The organism is Micromonospora sp. CA-248089, from assembly GCF_050948515.1.
Taxonomy (GTDB): Bacteria; Actinomycetota; Actinomycetes; order Mycobacteriales; family Micromonosporaceae; genus Micromonospora.
Window position 1 is genome coordinate 443859 of the sequence record NZ_CP192016.1, and the last position, 15551, is coordinate 459409.

Consider the following 15551-nt stretch of genomic DNA (forward strand, 5'->3'; position numbering starts at 1 on the left):
TGCGCCGGGACCCGCCGTCGTCACGCGGTAGGGCGGAGCCCCGGGGTGGCTCAGAGGAAGGCGTGCCCCTCGCCCCGGTAGGTCGGCACGGTGGCGACCATCGCGTCCCCCTCGATCAGGTGCACCTCGTTGACGTGCTCGCACAGCTCGCCGGCCTTGGCGTGACGGAACCACACCCGGTCTCCGACGCGCAGGTCGTCGGCGGTCTTTCCGGCCAGCGGGGTCTGCACCTCGCCGGCGCCCTCCGCGCCGAGCAGCTTCAGCCCGGCCGGGAGCCACGGCTGCGGCAGCCGGCTGTCCGCCGCCGGGCCGGAGGCGATCCAGCCGCCGCCGAGCACCGTGGCCAGCCCGGGCGCCGGGCGGCGGACCACCGCGCAGGCGAAGAACGCCGCCGGGGCCGGCCGCCAGGCACGGTACGCGTCGAACAACGTCGGCCCGTACAGGCCGGAGCCCGCGGTGACCTCGGTGACCGCGGGGTCCGCGCTGGTGGCGGCCACGCTGCCGGTGCCGCCGCCGTTGACGAACTCCAGGTCGGCGTGTTCGCGTACCGCGCTGACCGCGGCCGATCGGCGTGCGAGCAGTTCCCGGTACGACCCGCGCTGCGCGACCCGGATCGCCGAGCCGAGCATCGCCTGTCCGGGCGGCGCGTCGCCGAGGCCGGCGATCTGTGCCTCGTACGACATCAGGCCGACCAGCCGGAAGCCCGGCCGCCCGGCGACGGCGGCGGCGAGCGCGCCGGCCGCCGTGGCGCTGTGCACCGGGGAGCGGCGCACGCCGACGTGCACCCGGCCGCCCAGCGGGCGCCAGGAGGCGTCCAGGTCGAGGCAGATCCGCAGCGCGGGGCGGCGCGCGGGCGGGCACACCTGGTCGATCAGTTCGAGCTGTGCGGTGTCGTCGATCATCAGCGTGACGGCATCGGCGAGCGCCGGGTCGGCGGCCAGGTCGGCGAGGCCGCCCCGGTGGGCCGTCGGATACGCCACGAGCACGTCGTCGCTGACCCCGGAGCGGACCAACCACAGCGCCTCGGGCAGCGTGAAGGCCATCACGCCGCGCCACCCGGGCCGCTTGAGCGCCCGGGTCAGCAGCTCGCGGACCCGTACCGACTTGCTCGCCACGCGCAGCGGCTTGCCGCCGGACCGCCCGGCGAGCGCCTCGGCGTTGGCGTCGAACGCGGTGAGGTCGACAACGGCGTACGGCGGGTCGAGATGAGCGGTCGCCCGGTCGAGACGATCGCGAGTTTTGTCACGGTCGATGGCCACGTCTGCACGCTAACTGTCTGGACGGCAATGCGAAATACCCTCGCGTCTGTCCGGGCTGCGGGCGGTGGTCCCGGCGGCCTAGGCTCGGCGAGCAGGCGAATGTCGCGGGGGACGACCCTTCCTGCGCGACTAGAGTGTTCCACCGGGGATGCCCAGACCTGGGCCGGCACGTGGAGGTACGGCCATCGAAAGCCAGAACAACGGCGAGTCGCCCGGCGTGTCGTCCGGGACAGCCGCCGACCACTCCGGGGTCGCCGCCATCCGGTCGGTGCTGCGCATCCGGCCGTTCCGCAGGCTGTGGATCGTGCTCAGCGCCGCCTCCTTCGGCGACTGGCTCGGCCTGCTCGCCACCGCGCTGTTCGCCGCCTCCCAGGTCTCCGGCAGCACCGCCCAGGGCGCCGCGTTCGGTGGCGTGACCGCGATCCGGCTGCTCCCGGCGCTGGTGCTCGGCCCGGTGGCCGGTGTGTTCGCCGACCGGTTCGACCGCCGGTGGACCATGGTCATCTGCGACCTGCTGCGCTTCGTGCTGTTCGCCTCGATCCCGCTGTACGCGCTCACCGGCGCCGCGGGCGGGCTGGTGGTCGGCTGGGCGCTGATCGCCACCTTCCTGATCGAGTCGATCACGTTGATGTGGATCCCGGCCAAGGAGGCGGCGGTCCCCAACCTCATCCCGCGTACCCGGCTGGAGGCGGCCAACCAGCTCACGCTGATCACCACGTACGGCCTGACACCGGTGGCCGCGGCCATCGCGCTGGCCGTGCTGGACCGCGGCGTCCGGGGTGCGGTCGGCGGCGACCTGCCCGACTGGGCCGAACCGGCCCAGCTCGCGCTCTGGTTCAACGCCTTCTCCCGGCTGGCCACCGCGCTCGTGGTGGCGTTCGGGATCAAGGAGATCAGCCACGCCCAGCGCGCCGAGGCGGAGCGCTCCGAGCAGAGCATGTTCCGGCAGTTCTCCGAGGGCTGGAAATACATCGGCCAGACCCCGCTCGTGCGCGGCCTGGTGCTGGGCATCTTCGGCGCGTTCGCCGGCGGCGGCATCGTGGTCGGCACCGCCAAGTTCTTCGCCAACTCGCTCGGCGCCGGTGACGCCGCGTTCTCGCTGCTCTTCGGCGCGATCTTCGTCGGCCTGGCGCTCGGCATCGGGCTCGGGCCGATGATCGTGCGGGACATGTCCCGCCGCCGCTGGTTCGGCATGAGCATCGTGCTCGCCAGCGCCTCCGTGCTGGTGCTCGCCTTCGCCATCCACCTGTCGATGGCCATCCTCGGCGCGATCCTGGTCGGCGCGGGCGCCGGCATGGCGTTCCTGGCCGGCACCACGCTGCTCGGCGGCGAGGTGGCCGACGAGGTGCGCGGCCGGGTCTTCGCGGTGGTGCAGATCGGTACCCGGCTGGTGCTGATCCTGGCCATCGCGCTGAGCAGCCTCCTGGTCGGCGTCGGCGGCTCCCGCCAGCTCACCATCGCCGACCTGGGCATCTCCATCTCCTCGACCCGGCTGCTGCTGCTCGCCGCCGGCGCGGCCGGCATCATCGCCGGCATCAGCGCGTTCGGCCAGATGGACGACAAGAAGGGCGTACCGGTCCTCGCGGACCTCTGGGGCTCGATCCGGGGCCGTCCGCTGATGCCGGCCGAGCCGTTCGTGTCCAGCGGCCTGTTCGTGGTCTTCGAGGGCGGCGAGGGCGCCGGCAAGTCCACCCAGCTCGCCGCGCTCGCCGAGCGGCTGCGCGCGCAGGGCCGCGACGTGGTGGTCACCCGCGAGCCGGGCGCCACGCCGGTCGGCGAGCGGATCCGCTCCCTGGTGCTCGGCACCACTCCCGGCGAGGCGCCGTCGCCGCGCGCCGAGGCGCTGCTCTACGCCGCCGACCGGGCGCACCACGTCGCCACCGTCGTCCGTCCGGCGCTCGTGCGCGGCGCGGTGGTGATCAGCGACCGGTACGTCGACTCGTCGCTCGCCTACCAGGGCGCCGGCCGGACGCTTCCGGTGGACGAGGTCTCCTGGCTCTCGTCCTGGGCCACCGGCGGCCTCAAGCCCGACCTGGTGGTGCTGCTCGACGTCGAGCCGCGTACCGGCCTGAGCCGGGTCGAGGACCGCAACGAGGGGGCCGACCGGCTGGAGGCCGAGTCGCTGACGTTCCATGAGCGGGTCCGGTACGCCTTCCTCGACCTCGCCGCCGGCGACCCGAAGCGATACCTGGTGCTCGACGCGTCCCGCCCGATCGACGAGACCGCCGACGCGGTCGCCCGCCGGGTGGGCGAGCTGCTCACCGACCCGGCCGGCATCGTGCACCCCCGTCCGGCGCAGGGCCCGGACACCTCGGTCCAGCCCGAGTTATCCGACGCGGAGCTGGTGACGATGGAGCAACCCCGACGATGACCGACGTCTTCGGCGATCTGGTCGGGCAGGACGAGGCGGTGGCCATGCTGCGGCGGGCCGCCGCCTCGGCCGCCGCCCTGCTGCGCACGCCGGTGACGGTGCCCGCGGGCGGGCACGACGACCTCGACGCGCTCGCCGAGGAGTACGACGGCGACCCGGCTCCGGCGCCGGCCGATCCCGGCGCCGGCATGACCCACGCCTGGATCTTCACCGGCCCGCCCGGATCGGGCCGCTCGGTGGCCGCCCGCGCGTTCGCCGCCGCCCTCGAGTGCGTGCACGGCACCGGGTGCGGGAGCTGCCCCGGCTGCCACACCACGCTCACCGGCACCCACGCGGACGTCCGCCTCGTGGTGCCCGAGGGCCTGTCCATCGGCGTCAACGAGATGCGCGCGCTGGTGCTGCGGGCGGCCAGCGCGCCCTCCGGCGGCCGGTGGCAGATCGTGATCATCGAGGACGCCGACCGGCTCACCGAGGCAGCCGGCAACGCGCTGCTCAAGGCGATCGAGGAGCCGCCGCCGCGTACCGTCTTCCTGCTCTGCGCCCCGTCCACCCACCCGGACGACATCTCCGTGACCATCCGTTCGCGCTGCCGCGTCGTACCGCTGCGGCAGCCGCCGCCGGCCGCGGTGGCCGAGGTGCTGGTCCGCCGCGACGGCATCGCGCCGGACGTGGCCGAGTGGGCCGCCGCGGCGGCGCAGGGGCACGTGGGCCGGGCCCGGCGGCTGGCCCGCGACCCGGAGGCCCGGCAGCGGCGGGACGCGGTGCTGGCCGTACCGCGTCGGCTGACCGGCGTGGGCGCGGCGTTCGACGCGGCCTCGGCGCTGATCGAGGCCGCCGAGGCGGAGGCCGCCGCCTCGGTCGCGGAGATCGACGAGGCGGAGCGTACGGCGTTGCAGACCGCGCTCGGCGCGGGCGGCACCGGCCGGGGCGCGGCCGGCGCGATGCGCGGCGCGGCCGGCCAGCTCAAGGACCTGGAGAAACGGCAGAAGTCGCGGGCCACCCGGGCCCAGCGGGACGCGCTCGACCGCGCCCTGGTCGACCTGGCCGGGTTCTACCGGGACGCGATCGTCATGGCGTTGCGGGCGCCGGTCGCCCCGGTGCACACCGACACCGCGTCGCTCGCCGGGGCGGGCGCGCAGAAGTGGGACGCCGAGGGCTCGCTGCGCCGCCTGGAGGCGGTGCTGGAGTGCCGCGCGGCCATCGAGGCCAACGTCAAGCCGCGGATCGCGGTGGAGGCGATGATGCTGGCCCTCTGGCGCGGCTGAACCGGCCCCTTCCGCACTGTCCACAGGGCATCGACACGCGCGATTGGCGTGCGGTACGGTCCGGTGATGCCGCGGTGACCGAGGCGGCACGCTCAGTGAAGGCCGGACCGGCCGGGAGGAGTCCGCCGATGCCGCGGGGCGAGATCGACGAGGCCTGGATCGAGGAGGCGGTGCGGCGCTACCGCCGGATCGAGAACCTGCAGGCCGAGTTCGACCAGGCGGTCGCGACGGTCGAGGTCACCGTCCGCTCACCCGACGGGCTCGTCGAGGTGGTGGTCACCGCCGGCGGGCGGATCACCGACGTGCGTTTCCTCGGGGCGCTGCACCACCGCAGCCCGCGCGACGTGGCCGGTTCGGTGCAGGCCGCGGTGACGGCTGCCGCCGACGCGGCGCAGTGGGCGCGGGAGAAGCTGCACAACGAGACGTTCGCGGCCTACCGGCCGCTGGCGGGGGCCTGACATGGAGACGCTGCGTGCGCTGGCCGCCCGTCTCGACGAGGCCGGCGCGACCCTCGCCACCCTCTCGCGCACGGTGACCGCCACCGACCCGCCGCACCCCGCGTTCGGCGCGGACGCCACCGGCCGCCCCGGCGAGGTGGGCCGCGCGCTGCACCGTCAGTGGACCCTGGCCACGGCCGACCGGGCACGCGAGGCGCAGGCCGCCGCCGTCCGGCTGGCCGCCGCCGCGGCGGCACTGCGCAGTGCCGCCGACCGCTACGCCGCGGCCGACGACGCGGTCGCCCGGCGGATGGCCCGGGAGGCCTGATGGACGCGCTCGACCGCCTCGCCGAGCCGGGGCTCGACCTGCTCGCCCGCGTCGACACGCTGCTGGCCGCCGGCGCACCCGAGGGGCACCGGCTCTGGCCGCTGCTGCGCCGCATGCAGGTGCTCCCCGGCGCGGCCGTGCGCGAGTTCCTCGACCTGCATCCCGCGCCGCTGACCGGCGCCGGCCACGCCGTGCGCCGGCTCGTCCGGGGGTACGACGACACCTGCGCCGTGCTGGCCGACCAGGTCGCCTGGTCCGGTGCCGCCGCGTCGGCGTACGACGAAGCGCGTGCCGCCCTGCTGCGGCACCTGGACGAAGGCCCGGACAGCTTGGTCGGGCGGCTGGAGTCGACGGCGGGCTACGCCGACGCGCTGGCCGGCTGGGTGGAGGGCAGCCGGGCCGCGCTTGCCCGGGCGCTGGCCGAGGTGCTGGGCTCGGCGGAGGCGGTGGCGGTGCACGCGGCGACACGGCCCGGTGCCGGGGCCGGACGGGCCGGGGCGTCGGCCGCGGCCGAGATCGCCACCCGGATCCTGGGTGTGCTGGGGGTGGCCTACGACGGCGCGGAGACGCTGCTGCGCCAGTGGGGGCCGAGCCTGGCCGAGACACAGTGGCGGGACCGCGCCATCACCGGCCCGCGCTACGGCGGCACCACCCGCATCGGCTACTGACGGTCCACGGCGTCGCGCGCCGATCCGGCCGTGGCCGGGTGACGGCGGCGACGCCGTGGCCTTCCCCTGCACCCCCCGCAGGTATGCCTTCACTCAACGCGCCCGGGCGGTGTTTGTCAGGGGCCCGTCGGAGATTCAGCCGTCCGGGCGAGGCGAAGGGGCCGGTTCGGCCGGGTCGACGACGATGATCGCTGCGGTGGGTGACCGGGCGGCGACTGGTGCGCCGTGCGGCGGGCGTCGATCCGCGTAGGGTGGGGCGTATGGGCATGCTCTGCGCGGTCAGCTTCAACCGGTACGGGCGCCTCTACTACCTCGACCCGGGTGAGCTGCGCCCGCAGGTGGGCGACCGGGTGCTGGTGCCCACCGACGACGGGCCCGAGGTGGCCGAGTGCGTGTGGGCCGCGCAGTGGGTCAGCGAGGACACCGACGGCTTCCCGAAGCTGGCCGGGATCGCCGGCGACGACGACCTGCGCCGCGACGAGATGCTGCGCCGGCGCAAGGCCGAGGCGAAGGTCGCCGCCAAGCGGCTGATCCGCGAACACGGCCTGCCGATGAAGGTGGTCGCCGTCGACCACGTCCTGGCCACGCCGGAGAACGGCAGTGACCGCACCACGATCTACTTCACCGCGCCGCACCGCGTCGACTTCCGCTCGCTGGTCCGCGACCTGGGCGCCACGCTGCACTGCCGGGTCGAACTGCGGCAGCTCTCCGCCCGCGACTCCGCCCGGGTGCAGGGCGGCATCGGCTCCTGCGGTCGTGACCTGTGCTGCGCCACGTTCCTGACCGACTTCGAGCCGGTGACCATCCGGATGGCGAAGGACCAGGACCTGCCGCTCAACCCGCTGCGCATCTCGGGGGCGTGCGGGCGGCTGATGTGCTGCCTGAAGTACGAGCACCCGCTGTATCAGAAATTCCAGGAGACGGCCCCGGCGGTGGGCAGCCGGGTGTCCACGCCACAGGGCGAGGGCAAGGTGGTCGGCCACAGCGTCCCGCGCGACGCGGTGACGGTCCGGCTGGACGCGGACGGCTCCCGCTCGATGTGCTCCCGCGCGTCGGTGTGCGGCCCCAGGCAGGCCCACGACCAGCACTACCCCCAGCCCTGACCCGCTGCCTCTCCTCCCACCCTGTCTTTCTCCGTCGATCATGAAGTTGGCGGTCGAAATGGTGATCGACTTTGCCGCCAACTTCATGATCAACGGGGTGAGTCGGCCGGGTGGGGTCAGCGGATGACGATGGGGGGTTCGGCGAGGCGGGGGGTCAGCGGGGTCTTCGGGGTCAGCCAGGAGGCGGTGGGGGACTGGTCGGGGTTCAGCTGCCAGTCGTGGGACACCTTGTCGACGGCGATCGGGTAGATCGTCAGCGTGCCGTCCCTGTCGATCCGGAGGCGCATGAACGCCTTCGAGTCCTCGATGCCCTGCCCCGCGAACAGCTCGTTCAGGTTCACCCCGAACGCGCCCGCCACCAGCAGGTAGAGCGCGACGACCTGGCTGGCGACCAGCCCGCTCACCGGGCCGTACAGCACCACGGCGGCGACCGCCGGCAGCGGCCACGGCCAGTCGTAGAACGGCAGCTGCAACCAGACCCACGTGCCGCCGGCGGCGAGGGCTATCTGGGCCAGCCCGTGCGCCACCCCGAGGATCCAGTGCCGGGCGTGCCGTTTCCCGCCCGCCGTGGGCGGCTTGGCGAAGAACACCGCGCCCATCATGGCCACCACCAGCATGATCGCCAGCGGCACGCTGAACAGCCGCTGCTCGGTGGTGCCCACCCGCTGCACCGCCACCCCGGCCATCGCCAGCATCAGCAGCGTGTGCAGGGTGCCGAGCAGCGTGGTGAAGCCCGGGTTGCGGAACGGCAGCCGGGCGAAGATCCCCCAGCCGTACCGGCGGGAGCGCGCCTTGTCCGGGTAGCGCGCCGCCAGGTCGTACTCCTGGGTGTTGCTGGCCCGGCGGGTCAGCGTGTCACGCGGCGGGACCTCCAGCTTCTCCGGCAGCCGGTGCGTGGGGTAGAGGTAGGCGCCGCCACCGCCGCACGTGATGAGCTGCCGGTCCGTCCCGGCGTAGCGGGCGTAGTGGTGCAGGTCGCCGGAGATCAGCACCCGCACCTGCGCGCCGGTTGGCGCGACGAGGGTACGGATGAAGTAGTCGATCGAGTCGTACGCGTTGGGGTGGTCGACGGCCTTGACCCACGTCGGCGCCGGCACCGCCAGGATCACCTTGGACTCCGGGGTGAGCTTGCGGGCCACCTCGTCGAAGTAGGTGAGCTGCGGGTCGTCCAGGTAAGAGCCGGACTGGTCGTCGAGGCCGAGCAGCCACCAGCCGGCCGGCAGTTCGACGGCGAAGTAGGAGCGGGACTGGCCGGTGCCCCAGCCGCCGAAGTGCCGGTCCCGGGTACGCACGAACAGGCGCAGGAACGCGGTCAGCCCGTCGTACCAGTCGTGGTTGCCCGGCACCGCGAACAGCGTCGGCTGCTCCGGCGGGGCGACAGGCAGCGCAGACTGGTACGGGCCCTTGCAGCGGTCCTCGTACGCCTCGTAGCCCGCCGCCGGGTAGACCTGGTCGCCGCCCATCACCAGCGTCTGCGCGCGGGGAAGGCGATGCCCGTCCACCGTCAGCTCCGGCTGGGCGAGCAGGTACGCCAGCGAGTACGTGGCGTCGAAGCCGTCACCCAGGTCGGCCACGTAGTCCAGCCAGAGCCCACCGTCCGGCCCGACCTGCCGGAACGTGCCGTCGCCGAACGCGTTCTGCAACTCGCGCTTGTCCAGGTACGCCCCGAACAGCATCGCCAGCAGTGTCCGCAGGCCGGTGCTGATCAGGAGCAGGGGCGCGAGCCACGGCACCGGCCGGCGCGGGGTGAAACCCAGCTCCCGGGGGTCGATGCTGCGGGGGCGGCGGGTGGCCCGCTCGCCGGGATGCGCCTCGGGAGCCGGTGGTCGCGGCGGTTCGTCGGTCACCCGCCGCAGGGTAGTCCGGACCGGGCGCGAAGTCTCTCCCGTGGCGGGGCGGATGTGGTCCGATGTCCGGTTTCGGGGGCGGGGGGATCCGGTTCGGCTTCCGGCGGGGCGTGCCGTACACTTGACGATCGTTGCCGCCTTAGCTCAGTCGGCTAGAGCGACGCACTCGTAATGCGTAGGTCGACGGTTCGATTCCGTCAGGCGGCTCGGTACAGAAGCCCAGGTCATCGGCCTGGGCTTCGCCGTTTCCGAGGCCGATCACCCCTCCACCGACGGGGTGCCGGTCCGCGAACGCGGCCGGCCGGACAAGACACCGGCAGCCGCCCAGGCCAGCAGTACGCCCATGGTCAGGCCGGGCGGCAGGTACCAGAACGTGAGGAAACCGGCCGGTGGCGTCAACGGCAGTGCCGCGACGAGCGCCCACGCGACGCGGCGTGGCAGCACACCGCGACGCAGCCCTTGCAGGCCACACCAGACGGTGCCCACCAGCGCCGTCAGCAGGGCCACGAGGTCGAAAATCCACCCGTACCCGGGGCTGTTGTATTCCAGGCCGATCGCGATGGCGGCGGCGACGAGCCCGTACCGCGTGAGGCGCCGGGGCGTCGCGGTGGCGTGGCCGGTCACCGTCCAGACGAGCGGCAGCGTCAGCAGCACCGACACGAAGAAGGGCCCACGCCAGATCCACGCCGGCTCCCCACCGTCGAACAACGGCAGGTTCTCTGCCAACCATCGCATTGGAGCGGGGAGAGAGCTGACGGCTCGGCCGCCGCCGACCTCCCACTGCGTGGCCATCGCGGCGCCGAGCACCGCGGCGACCAGCGGCGCGAGAATCGCCAGGGCGCGCCGCCAGCGGGCGACCGCCCATCTGCCCGGGTCGGCGCAATCGGGTACGTGCCGCGGATGCTCCTGTCGCATCGGATGATCGTCCTCGCGCCGCTGGGAAATCCCATCAGGAGAACAGTCGGGATCACCAGTAGCGTTTCGGCTGTAATCGCGGTTACGAGGCCGCCCGTGCTCTTCTGCCCGGAGCGGTCAGGTCGGCGGCGACCGTGCCCAGCAGCGCCAGGGCCTGCGCCGAACGGCTGCCAGCCTCGGCCTGGTAGACGACCATCTGCTGGCCGGTCGCGCCCGCGACGGTGAGCGAGTCGTACGTGAGGGTCAGCTCGCCGACGTCGTGATGGTGGAACAGCTTCGCCTCGTGCGTCTTTCCCCGTACGTCGTGGCGGGCCCACAGCCGGCGGAACTCCGGGCTCTTCAGCGAGAGTTCCCCGACCAGTTCGGTGAGCCGCGCGTCGTCGAGCATGTCGGCTGCGGCGGCCCGCAGCGCGCCCAGGCTGGACCGCGCGACCCGGTCCCAGTGGGGATAGAAGGAGCGGGCCGCCGGGTCGAGGAAGACGAACCGGACGAGGTTGGGCTCGTCGGCCTCGAACAGCGTGGCGAACAGGGCGCGTCCGAGCCGGTTGGCGGCAAGCACGTCCATCCTGCGGTCGATGATCAGCGCGGGTGTGTGCAACCAGCCGTCCATCAGGCGCAGCAGGCTCGGCCGGACGGTCTCCCGCGTACCCCGGCGGACAGGCTTGCGGCCGATCCTGGCCAGCAGGTGCAGATGCGCCGCCTCCTCGGCGTCGAGTCCGAGGGTGCGGGCCAGCGCGTTCAGCATCTGTTCCGACGGGTGCTGTTCCCGCCCCTGCTCCAGGCGGGCGTAGTAGTCGGTGCTGACCCCGGACAGCTGGGCGACCTCCTCGCGCCGCAGACCCGGCGTCCGGCGCCGGCCGGAGGAGACGATGCCGGCCTCCGCCGGGCTGGTCGTCTCCCGCCGGGCGCGCAGGAACTCGCCGAGCGGATTGATGCCGTCCACCACCCCAACATAACCGCGATCGACCGGCCGCCAGGCGGCTCAGCCGGGGTGTGACGCACCCTGGTTGCAGCAGGCCGTACTCCGCACCGTGGACTCATGGAATCCACACCGAAGGGCGTTCTGGTCACCGGCGCGAGCAGCGGCATCGGCGAGGCGACCGCACTACGCCTGGCCGCCGAGGGGCACGCTGTGGTCGCGGGCGCGCGGCGCCGCGAGCGGCTCGCCGCGCTCGCCGAACGGCACGACAACATCAGGGTACGGCGGCTCGACGTGACCGACCGCGACGACGTCACCGCGTTCGTCGACAGTGCGGTGGCCGAGTTCGGACGGGTCGACGTACTCGTCAACAACGCGGGTCTGATGCCGTTGTCCCGGCTCGACGCCCTGCTGGTGGACGAGTGGGACCGGATGATCGACGTCAACGTACGGGGTCTGCTGCACGGCGTCGCGGCCGCCCTGCCGGTCTTCCAGCGACAGGGCGGTGGCCACCTGATCACCGTCGCCTCGGTCGGCGCGCACGAGGTGGTGCCGACCTCCGCGGTGTACTCGGCGACGAAGTTCGCGGCGTGGGCGATCACCGAGGGTCTGCGACTGGAGGCCGATCCGAGCCTGCGGGTCACCACGATCACGCCCGGCGTCGTCGAGTCGGAACTGGCCGAGTCGATCACCGACCCGGTGGCCCGGGAGGCGATGCGGGAATACCGCCGGAACTCGATCTCACCGGATGCCATCGCGCGGGCCATCTCGTACGCCGTCGGCCAGCCGGCGGACGTGGACGTCAACGAGATCATCATCCGTCCGACCCGGCAGCGAGGCTGACATGTCAGGTTCCCACCATCGCAAGGCCGCCACCGTCTTCCTGGCGGCGGCGCTCACCGGCTGCGGCACGGAGACACCGCCCGGACCGCAGGCCACTCCGTCCGCGACGCAGGCGCGGTCCCCGGTCTCCGGGACCGTTCATCCGTACGTCGGGATGTGGGTCACCGCCGACGGCCACATCCGGCAGGAGTTGCTGCCCGACGGCCGGTACGACGAGGCGCGCGGCGACCGGGCGAGCGCCTACACCGGCCGGTACGAGGTGACCGGCGAGCACATCGACTACTGGGACGACAGCGGTTTCACCGCCGACGGCCGCTTCGACGGCGACGTCCTGCACCACGGCGGCTACCTGTTCTACCGAGAGGGCAGCGCGGCCCACCGAAACGCCGTCGCGGAGCGGGCGTCGAATCGCCCGTCCGGATAGGCCGGACAGGGAGCGCCGGGCGCCCGCTACCGGCGCCCGGCGCGTTGCCGGGCGGCCTCGTACAGCGCCACCGTCCCGGCCGCCGCCGCGTTCAGCGAACTCGCCGCTCCCACGATCGGAATGCGCACCATCCGGTCACTGGCCTCCTGCCAGCCCTTGCTGAGTCCGTGCGTCTCGTTGCCGATCAGCAGGAGAGTGGGACCGGTCAGGTCGTGCGCGGCGACGTCCACGTCCCCGTGTTCGTCCGTACCGATGATCTGGATCTGCGGACGTCCGTCGGCGCGCACCGCGGCGACCCAGTCCAGGACGTCGCGGTGGCCGGCGACGCGCACCACCGGTACGGCGAACAGCGAGCCGGTGCTGGCCCGGACCGCCTTCGGGTCGTACGGGTCGGCGGCGTGGCCCGTGATGATCACGCCGGAGGCGCCGAAGGCGTCGGCGGAGCGGATGAGCGTGCCGATGTTGCCCGGGGTCTTGGGGCGGTCGAAGACCACCACGAGCATCGCCGGCCCGACCGGGATGCGGGCCAGGTCGTCGGCGGGCTGCGCCACCACGGCGAGCAACTCGGGGGACTCCTCGTCCTTGCCGCTCAGTTCCCGCATCAGCTCCGGCGCGAGCGCGACCCGCCGGGCGTCGGCGCGGTCGAGCAGGTCACGACACCAGCGGGACAGCGGCTGCCGGTCCGGGTACAGGAGGGCGCGGATCTGCCAGCCCTGCTCCAGGGCCACGGTGATCGGGCGTACCCCCTGGACCAGGAACTCCCCCGTACGCTGCCGTTTGGTGCGATTGGTCAGCAGCGCCTGCCACTGCTGGAAGCTCGCGTTGCGGGTGGTGATCGTCAGGGTCTTCGCCACGCAGCCGATTCAACCGCATCAGGTTTCGACGCCACGCGCCGGTGAGGTGGTGACGCGGCGCGATTGTCCCGCCGAGTGACCAGCCGCTATCGTTCCCTCGCCCCCAGCCGCAGAGTTTGAGGATCGCGATGACTTCCCCGCCGTTGACGAAGGTTGCCGATCGGGAAGGCTCACCCTCCGAGGAGCCGGGCGGTACGGCGACCGCACGCGAGCCGGGCAAGGAGGCGACGCCGAGCCGGTTCCGGGCCGACGTCGCCGGGCTCCGGGCCGTCGCCGTGGGGCTGGTGCTGCTCTACCACGCCGGGCTGCCGTTCATCCCCGGTGGTTTCGTCGGCGTCGACGTCTTCTTCGTGATCTCCGGCTTCCTCATCACCGGGCAGCTCATCTCCGAGATCGAGCGCAGCGGCCGGGTCTCGCTGATCGGCTTCTACGCGCGCCGGGCCAAGCGCATCCTGCCCGCCGCAACCGTGGTGCTGGCGGCCACCGCCGTCGCGGTCCGGCTGTTCGTACCCCGGGGTGAGTGGCAGGTCGTCGGCGGTGACATCGCCGCCGCGGCCACGTACATCGTGAACTGGCGCTTCGCCGACCGCGCGGTCGACTACCTGGCCGAGGACGTCGCGCCGTCGCCGGTCCAGCACTTCTGGTCGCTCGCCGTGGAGGAGCAGTTCTACCTGCTCTGGCCGCTGTTGATCGTGCTGGCCATCCTCGCCGCGCGCAAGCTCCGGCGGGCCAACGTACGGCCGGTCCTGTGGGTCGGTCTCGCGGTGCTGGCGGTGCCGTCGTTCGTCTGGTCGATCATCGAGACGGCCAACTCGCCGCAGCGGGCGTTCTTCGTCTCCACCACGCGGCTGTGGGAACTCGGGGTCGGCGCCGCCATCGCGCTGCTGGCGGTCCGCGCCGCGCGGATGCCCCGGTCCGTGGCGGTCGTCCTCGGGTGGCTCGGCCTCGCCGCGATCGTCGCGGCGGCGCTGCTGGTCAGCGGGAAGACCGCATGGCCGGGGTACGCGGCGGCGCTGCCCACGCTCGGCGCGGCGGCGGTGATCGCGGCCGGCGCGGCGGCGGGCCCCCGCGGGCCGGTGATGGTGCTCGGCACGCGTCCGTTCCAGTGGATCGGTGACCTGTCGTACTCGCTCTACCTGTGGCACTGGCCGATGCTCGTGGTGGCCGCCGCGCACTTCGGTGACCTGTCGCTGACCGAGGGCCTGCTGGTGGCGCTCGCCTCGGTGATCCCGGCCTGGATCACGTTCCGGCTGGTGGAGAACCCGCTGCGCTATTCGCGGAAGATCTCCACGTCGCCGCGTCTGGCGTTGAGCCTGGGCGGCAACTTCACGCTCGCCGGCATCTGCGCCGGCATGGTCCTGGTGCTGATGGGCGCGTGGGCCGCCGCCGCGACCACCACCAAGGGCCAGTACGCCCCGGGGGCCGCGTTGCTGTCGACGGCGCCCGGCACCGCCCCGATCGGCCCGGTCCCGGAGCGGTTCGACGTGATCAAACCGGACCCGCTGCAGATCCGGCAGGGCTTCATGGACGTGCCCGACACGAATCGGGACAAGTGCTTCCAGCAGGTCGACGGCGCCGAGGTGCTGTCCTGCACGTACGGCAACCCGAACGCCGCCACCACCGTCGCGCTCGTCGGCGACTCGAAGATGGACCAGTGGCTGCCGGCGTTCCAGGTGCTGGCCGAGCAGAACGACTGGAAGATCCTGATCGCCGCGAAGGCGTCGTGCCCGTTCACCAGCGCGCCCGCGGTCCGGGCGGACGACCCGAGCAAGCTCTACACCGACTGCATCGACTGGAACCGGTCGCTGATGCGCAAACTGGTCGAGGAGCGACCCGACTACCTGGTCACCTCGCAGGGCGCGGCGCGCGCCTTCGACAGCGGCGCGAAGGAGCCGACGGTCGAGGCGATGGTCGCCGGGGTCCGGTCGGCGTGGAAGAAGCTCGACGCCGTGGGCACGCAGGTCGTCGTGCTCGCCAACAACCCCGGCCCCGGGCCGGCGGTGACGTGCGCCGACAAGAACCGCAAGCGCCTGTCCCGGTGCGCGTTCGACAGGGAACGGCACGACCAGGACCCGGCGTACCGGATGCAGCGGCAGGCGGTGTCCGGCGCGCCGAAGGTCAAGATGATCGACCTGTTCGACGCCGTCTGCCCGACCGACAGGTGCCCTGTGGTGTTCGGCAACGTGCTCATCTACCGGGGTGGCTCGCACATCGGCGCGGCGTACGTGAAGACGACCGCACCGCACCTCGCCCGTGCCCTGTCCGACGTGGGCGTGCCGGCGCGCTTCAGCCCGGCCCAGTAGCTCGCTCGGGTTGCG

14 protein-coding genes and 1 tRNA gene are annotated in these 15551 nt (G+C 73.2%); 10 read left to right on the top strand and 5 right to left on the bottom strand.

From position 1 onward, the window contains the following. Positions 1–50: 50 nt before the first annotated feature. The gene (locus ACQP26_RS02205; protein WP_433494792.1) at positions 51–1259 is read right to left on the bottom strand and encodes an amino acid deaminase/aldolase; all 1209 of its coding nucleotides are present in this window, start codon (positions 1257–1259) and stop codon (positions 51–53) included. 304 nt (positions 1260–1563) lie between these two features. Here ACQP26_RS02205 and tmk point away from each other — a divergent pair, with 304 nt between their 5' ends. The 6 genes from tmk to ACQP26_RS02235 all read left to right on the top strand — a co-directional run bounded on the left by tmk (position 1564) and on the right by ACQP26_RS02235 (position 7431). Next, positions 1564–3630, top strand: coding sequence for a dTMP kinase (gene tmk, locus ACQP26_RS02210; RefSeq protein ID WP_433496076.1), 2067 nt, complete (start codon positions 1564–1566; stop codon positions 3628–3630). After that, positions 3627–4895 (top strand): DNA polymerase III subunit delta', encoded by a 1269-nt coding sequence (locus ACQP26_RS02215; protein ID WP_433494793.1) that lies wholly within the window; start codon positions 3627–3629, stop codon positions 4893–4895. Before tmk ends, ACQP26_RS02215 begins: the two co-directional genes overlap by 4 nt. A 128-nt stretch (positions 4896–5023) precedes the next feature. After that, positions 5024–5353, top strand: a complete 330-nt coding sequence (locus ACQP26_RS02220; RefSeq protein ID WP_269702756.1) for a YbaB/EbfC family nucleoid-associated protein — start codon at positions 5024–5026, stop codon at positions 5351–5353. A gap of 1 nt (position 5354) precedes the next feature. After that, positions 5355–5660 carry a hypothetical protein gene (locus ACQP26_RS02225; protein WP_269702754.1) on the top strand — a complete coding sequence of 102 codons (306 nt, stop codon included), beginning with the start codon at positions 5355–5357 and terminating at the stop codon, positions 5658–5660. Then, positions 5660–6328 (top strand): hypothetical protein, encoded by a 669-nt coding sequence (locus ACQP26_RS02230; protein ID WP_281579227.1) that lies wholly within the window; start codon positions 5660–5662, stop codon positions 6326–6328. Before ACQP26_RS02225 ends, ACQP26_RS02230 begins: the two co-directional genes overlap by 1 nt. A 260-nt stretch (positions 6329–6588) precedes the next feature. Beyond that, positions 6589–7431: a PSP1 domain-containing protein gene (locus tag ACQP26_RS02235; protein WP_269702750.1), complete on the top strand. Its 843-nt coding sequence runs from the start codon at positions 6589–6591 to the stop codon at positions 7429–7431. Positions 7432–7547: 116 nt separating this feature from the next. Here the strand turns inward: ACQP26_RS02235 and ACQP26_RS02240 are convergent, their stop codons facing one another. Continuing rightward, entirely contained in the window at positions 7548–9278 is a 1731-nt protein-coding gene (locus tag ACQP26_RS02240) for a metallophosphoesterase family protein (RefSeq protein WP_433494794.1), read from the bottom strand. A gap of 133 nt (positions 9279–9411) precedes the next feature. On the opposite strand from ACQP26_RS02240, the gene ACQP26_RS02245 reads away from it, so the two are divergent. After that, positions 9412–9485, top strand: a tRNA-Thr gene (locus ACQP26_RS02245). 51 nt (positions 9486–9536) lie between these two features. Here the strand turns inward: ACQP26_RS02245 and ACQP26_RS02250 are convergent. Next, a complete protein-coding gene (locus ACQP26_RS02250; RefSeq protein WP_433494795.1) occupies positions 9537–10193 on the bottom strand; it encodes a hypothetical protein in 657 nt (218 codons plus the stop codon). A gap of 82 nt (positions 10194–10275) precedes the next feature. Then, entirely contained in the window at positions 10276–11136 is an 861-nt protein-coding gene (locus ACQP26_RS02255) for a helix-turn-helix transcriptional regulator (RefSeq protein WP_433494796.1), read from the bottom strand. Between the two features lie 96 nt (positions 11137–11232). Here ACQP26_RS02255 and ACQP26_RS02260 point away from each other — a divergent pair, with 96 nt between their 5' ends. Together ACQP26_RS02260 and ACQP26_RS02265 are read left to right on the top strand one after the other, a co-directional pair. Next, positions 11233–11955: an SDR family oxidoreductase gene (locus tag ACQP26_RS02260; protein WP_433494797.1), complete on the top strand. Its 723-nt coding sequence runs from the start codon at positions 11233–11235 to the stop codon at positions 11953–11955. Position 11956: 1 nt separating this feature from the next. Next, positions 11957–12379, top strand: coding sequence for an Atu4866 domain-containing protein (locus ACQP26_RS02265; RefSeq protein ID WP_433494798.1), 423 nt, complete (start codon positions 11957–11959; stop codon positions 12377–12379). 26 nt (positions 12380–12405) lie between these two features. Here the strand turns inward: ACQP26_RS02265 and ACQP26_RS02270 are convergent, their stop codons facing one another. Continuing rightward, positions 12406–13233 carry a TrmH family RNA methyltransferase gene (locus tag ACQP26_RS02270; protein ID WP_433494799.1) on the bottom strand — a complete coding sequence of 276 codons (828 nt, stop codon included), beginning with the start codon at positions 13231–13233 and terminating at the stop codon, positions 12406–12408. A gap of 128 nt (positions 13234–13361) precedes the next feature. On the opposite strand from ACQP26_RS02270, the gene ACQP26_RS02275 reads away from it, so the two are divergent. Then, entirely contained in the window at positions 13362–15536 is a 2175-nt protein-coding gene (locus ACQP26_RS02275; protein ID WP_269702740.1) for an acyltransferase family protein, read from the top strand. Positions 15537–15551: the final 15 nt, after the last annotated feature.

What these genes read in the sequence shown, in the direction of transcription:
- ACQP26_RS02260 (WP_433494797.1), top strand. Translation starts at nt 11,233, where the DNA reads ATGGAATCCACACCGAAGGGCGTTCTGGTCACCGGCGCGAGCAGCGGC.
- ACQP26_RS02235 (WP_269702750.1), top strand. Translation starts at nt 6,589, where the DNA reads ATGGGCATGCTCTGCGCGGTCAGCTTCAACCGGTACGGGCGCCTCTAC.
- ACQP26_RS02265 (WP_433494798.1), top strand. Translation starts at nt 11,957, where the DNA reads ATGTCAGGTTCCCACCATCGCAAGGCCGCCACCGTCTTCCTGGCGGCG.
- ACQP26_RS02225 (WP_269702754.1), top strand. Translation starts at nt 5,355, where the DNA reads ATGGAGACGCTGCGTGCGCTGGCCGCCCGTCTCGACGAGGCCGGCGCG.
- ACQP26_RS02250 (WP_433494795.1), bottom strand. Translation starts at nt 10,193, where the DNA reads ATGCGACAGGAGCATCCGCGGCACGTACCCGATTGCGCCGACCCGGGC.
- ACQP26_RS02275 (WP_269702740.1), top strand. Translation starts at nt 13,362, where the DNA reads ATGACTTCCCCGCCGTTGACGAAGGTTGCCGATCGGGAAGGCTCACCC.
- ACQP26_RS02220 (WP_269702756.1), top strand. Translation starts at nt 5,024, where the DNA reads ATGCCGCGGGGCGAGATCGACGAGGCCTGGATCGAGGAGGCGGTGCGG.
- ACQP26_RS02230 (WP_281579227.1), top strand. Translation starts at nt 5,660, where the DNA reads ATGGACGCGCTCGACCGCCTCGCCGAGCCGGGGCTCGACCTGCTCGCC.
- ACQP26_RS02215 (WP_433494793.1), top strand. Translation starts at nt 3,627, where the DNA reads ATGACCGACGTCTTCGGCGATCTGGTCGGGCAGGACGAGGCGGTGGCC.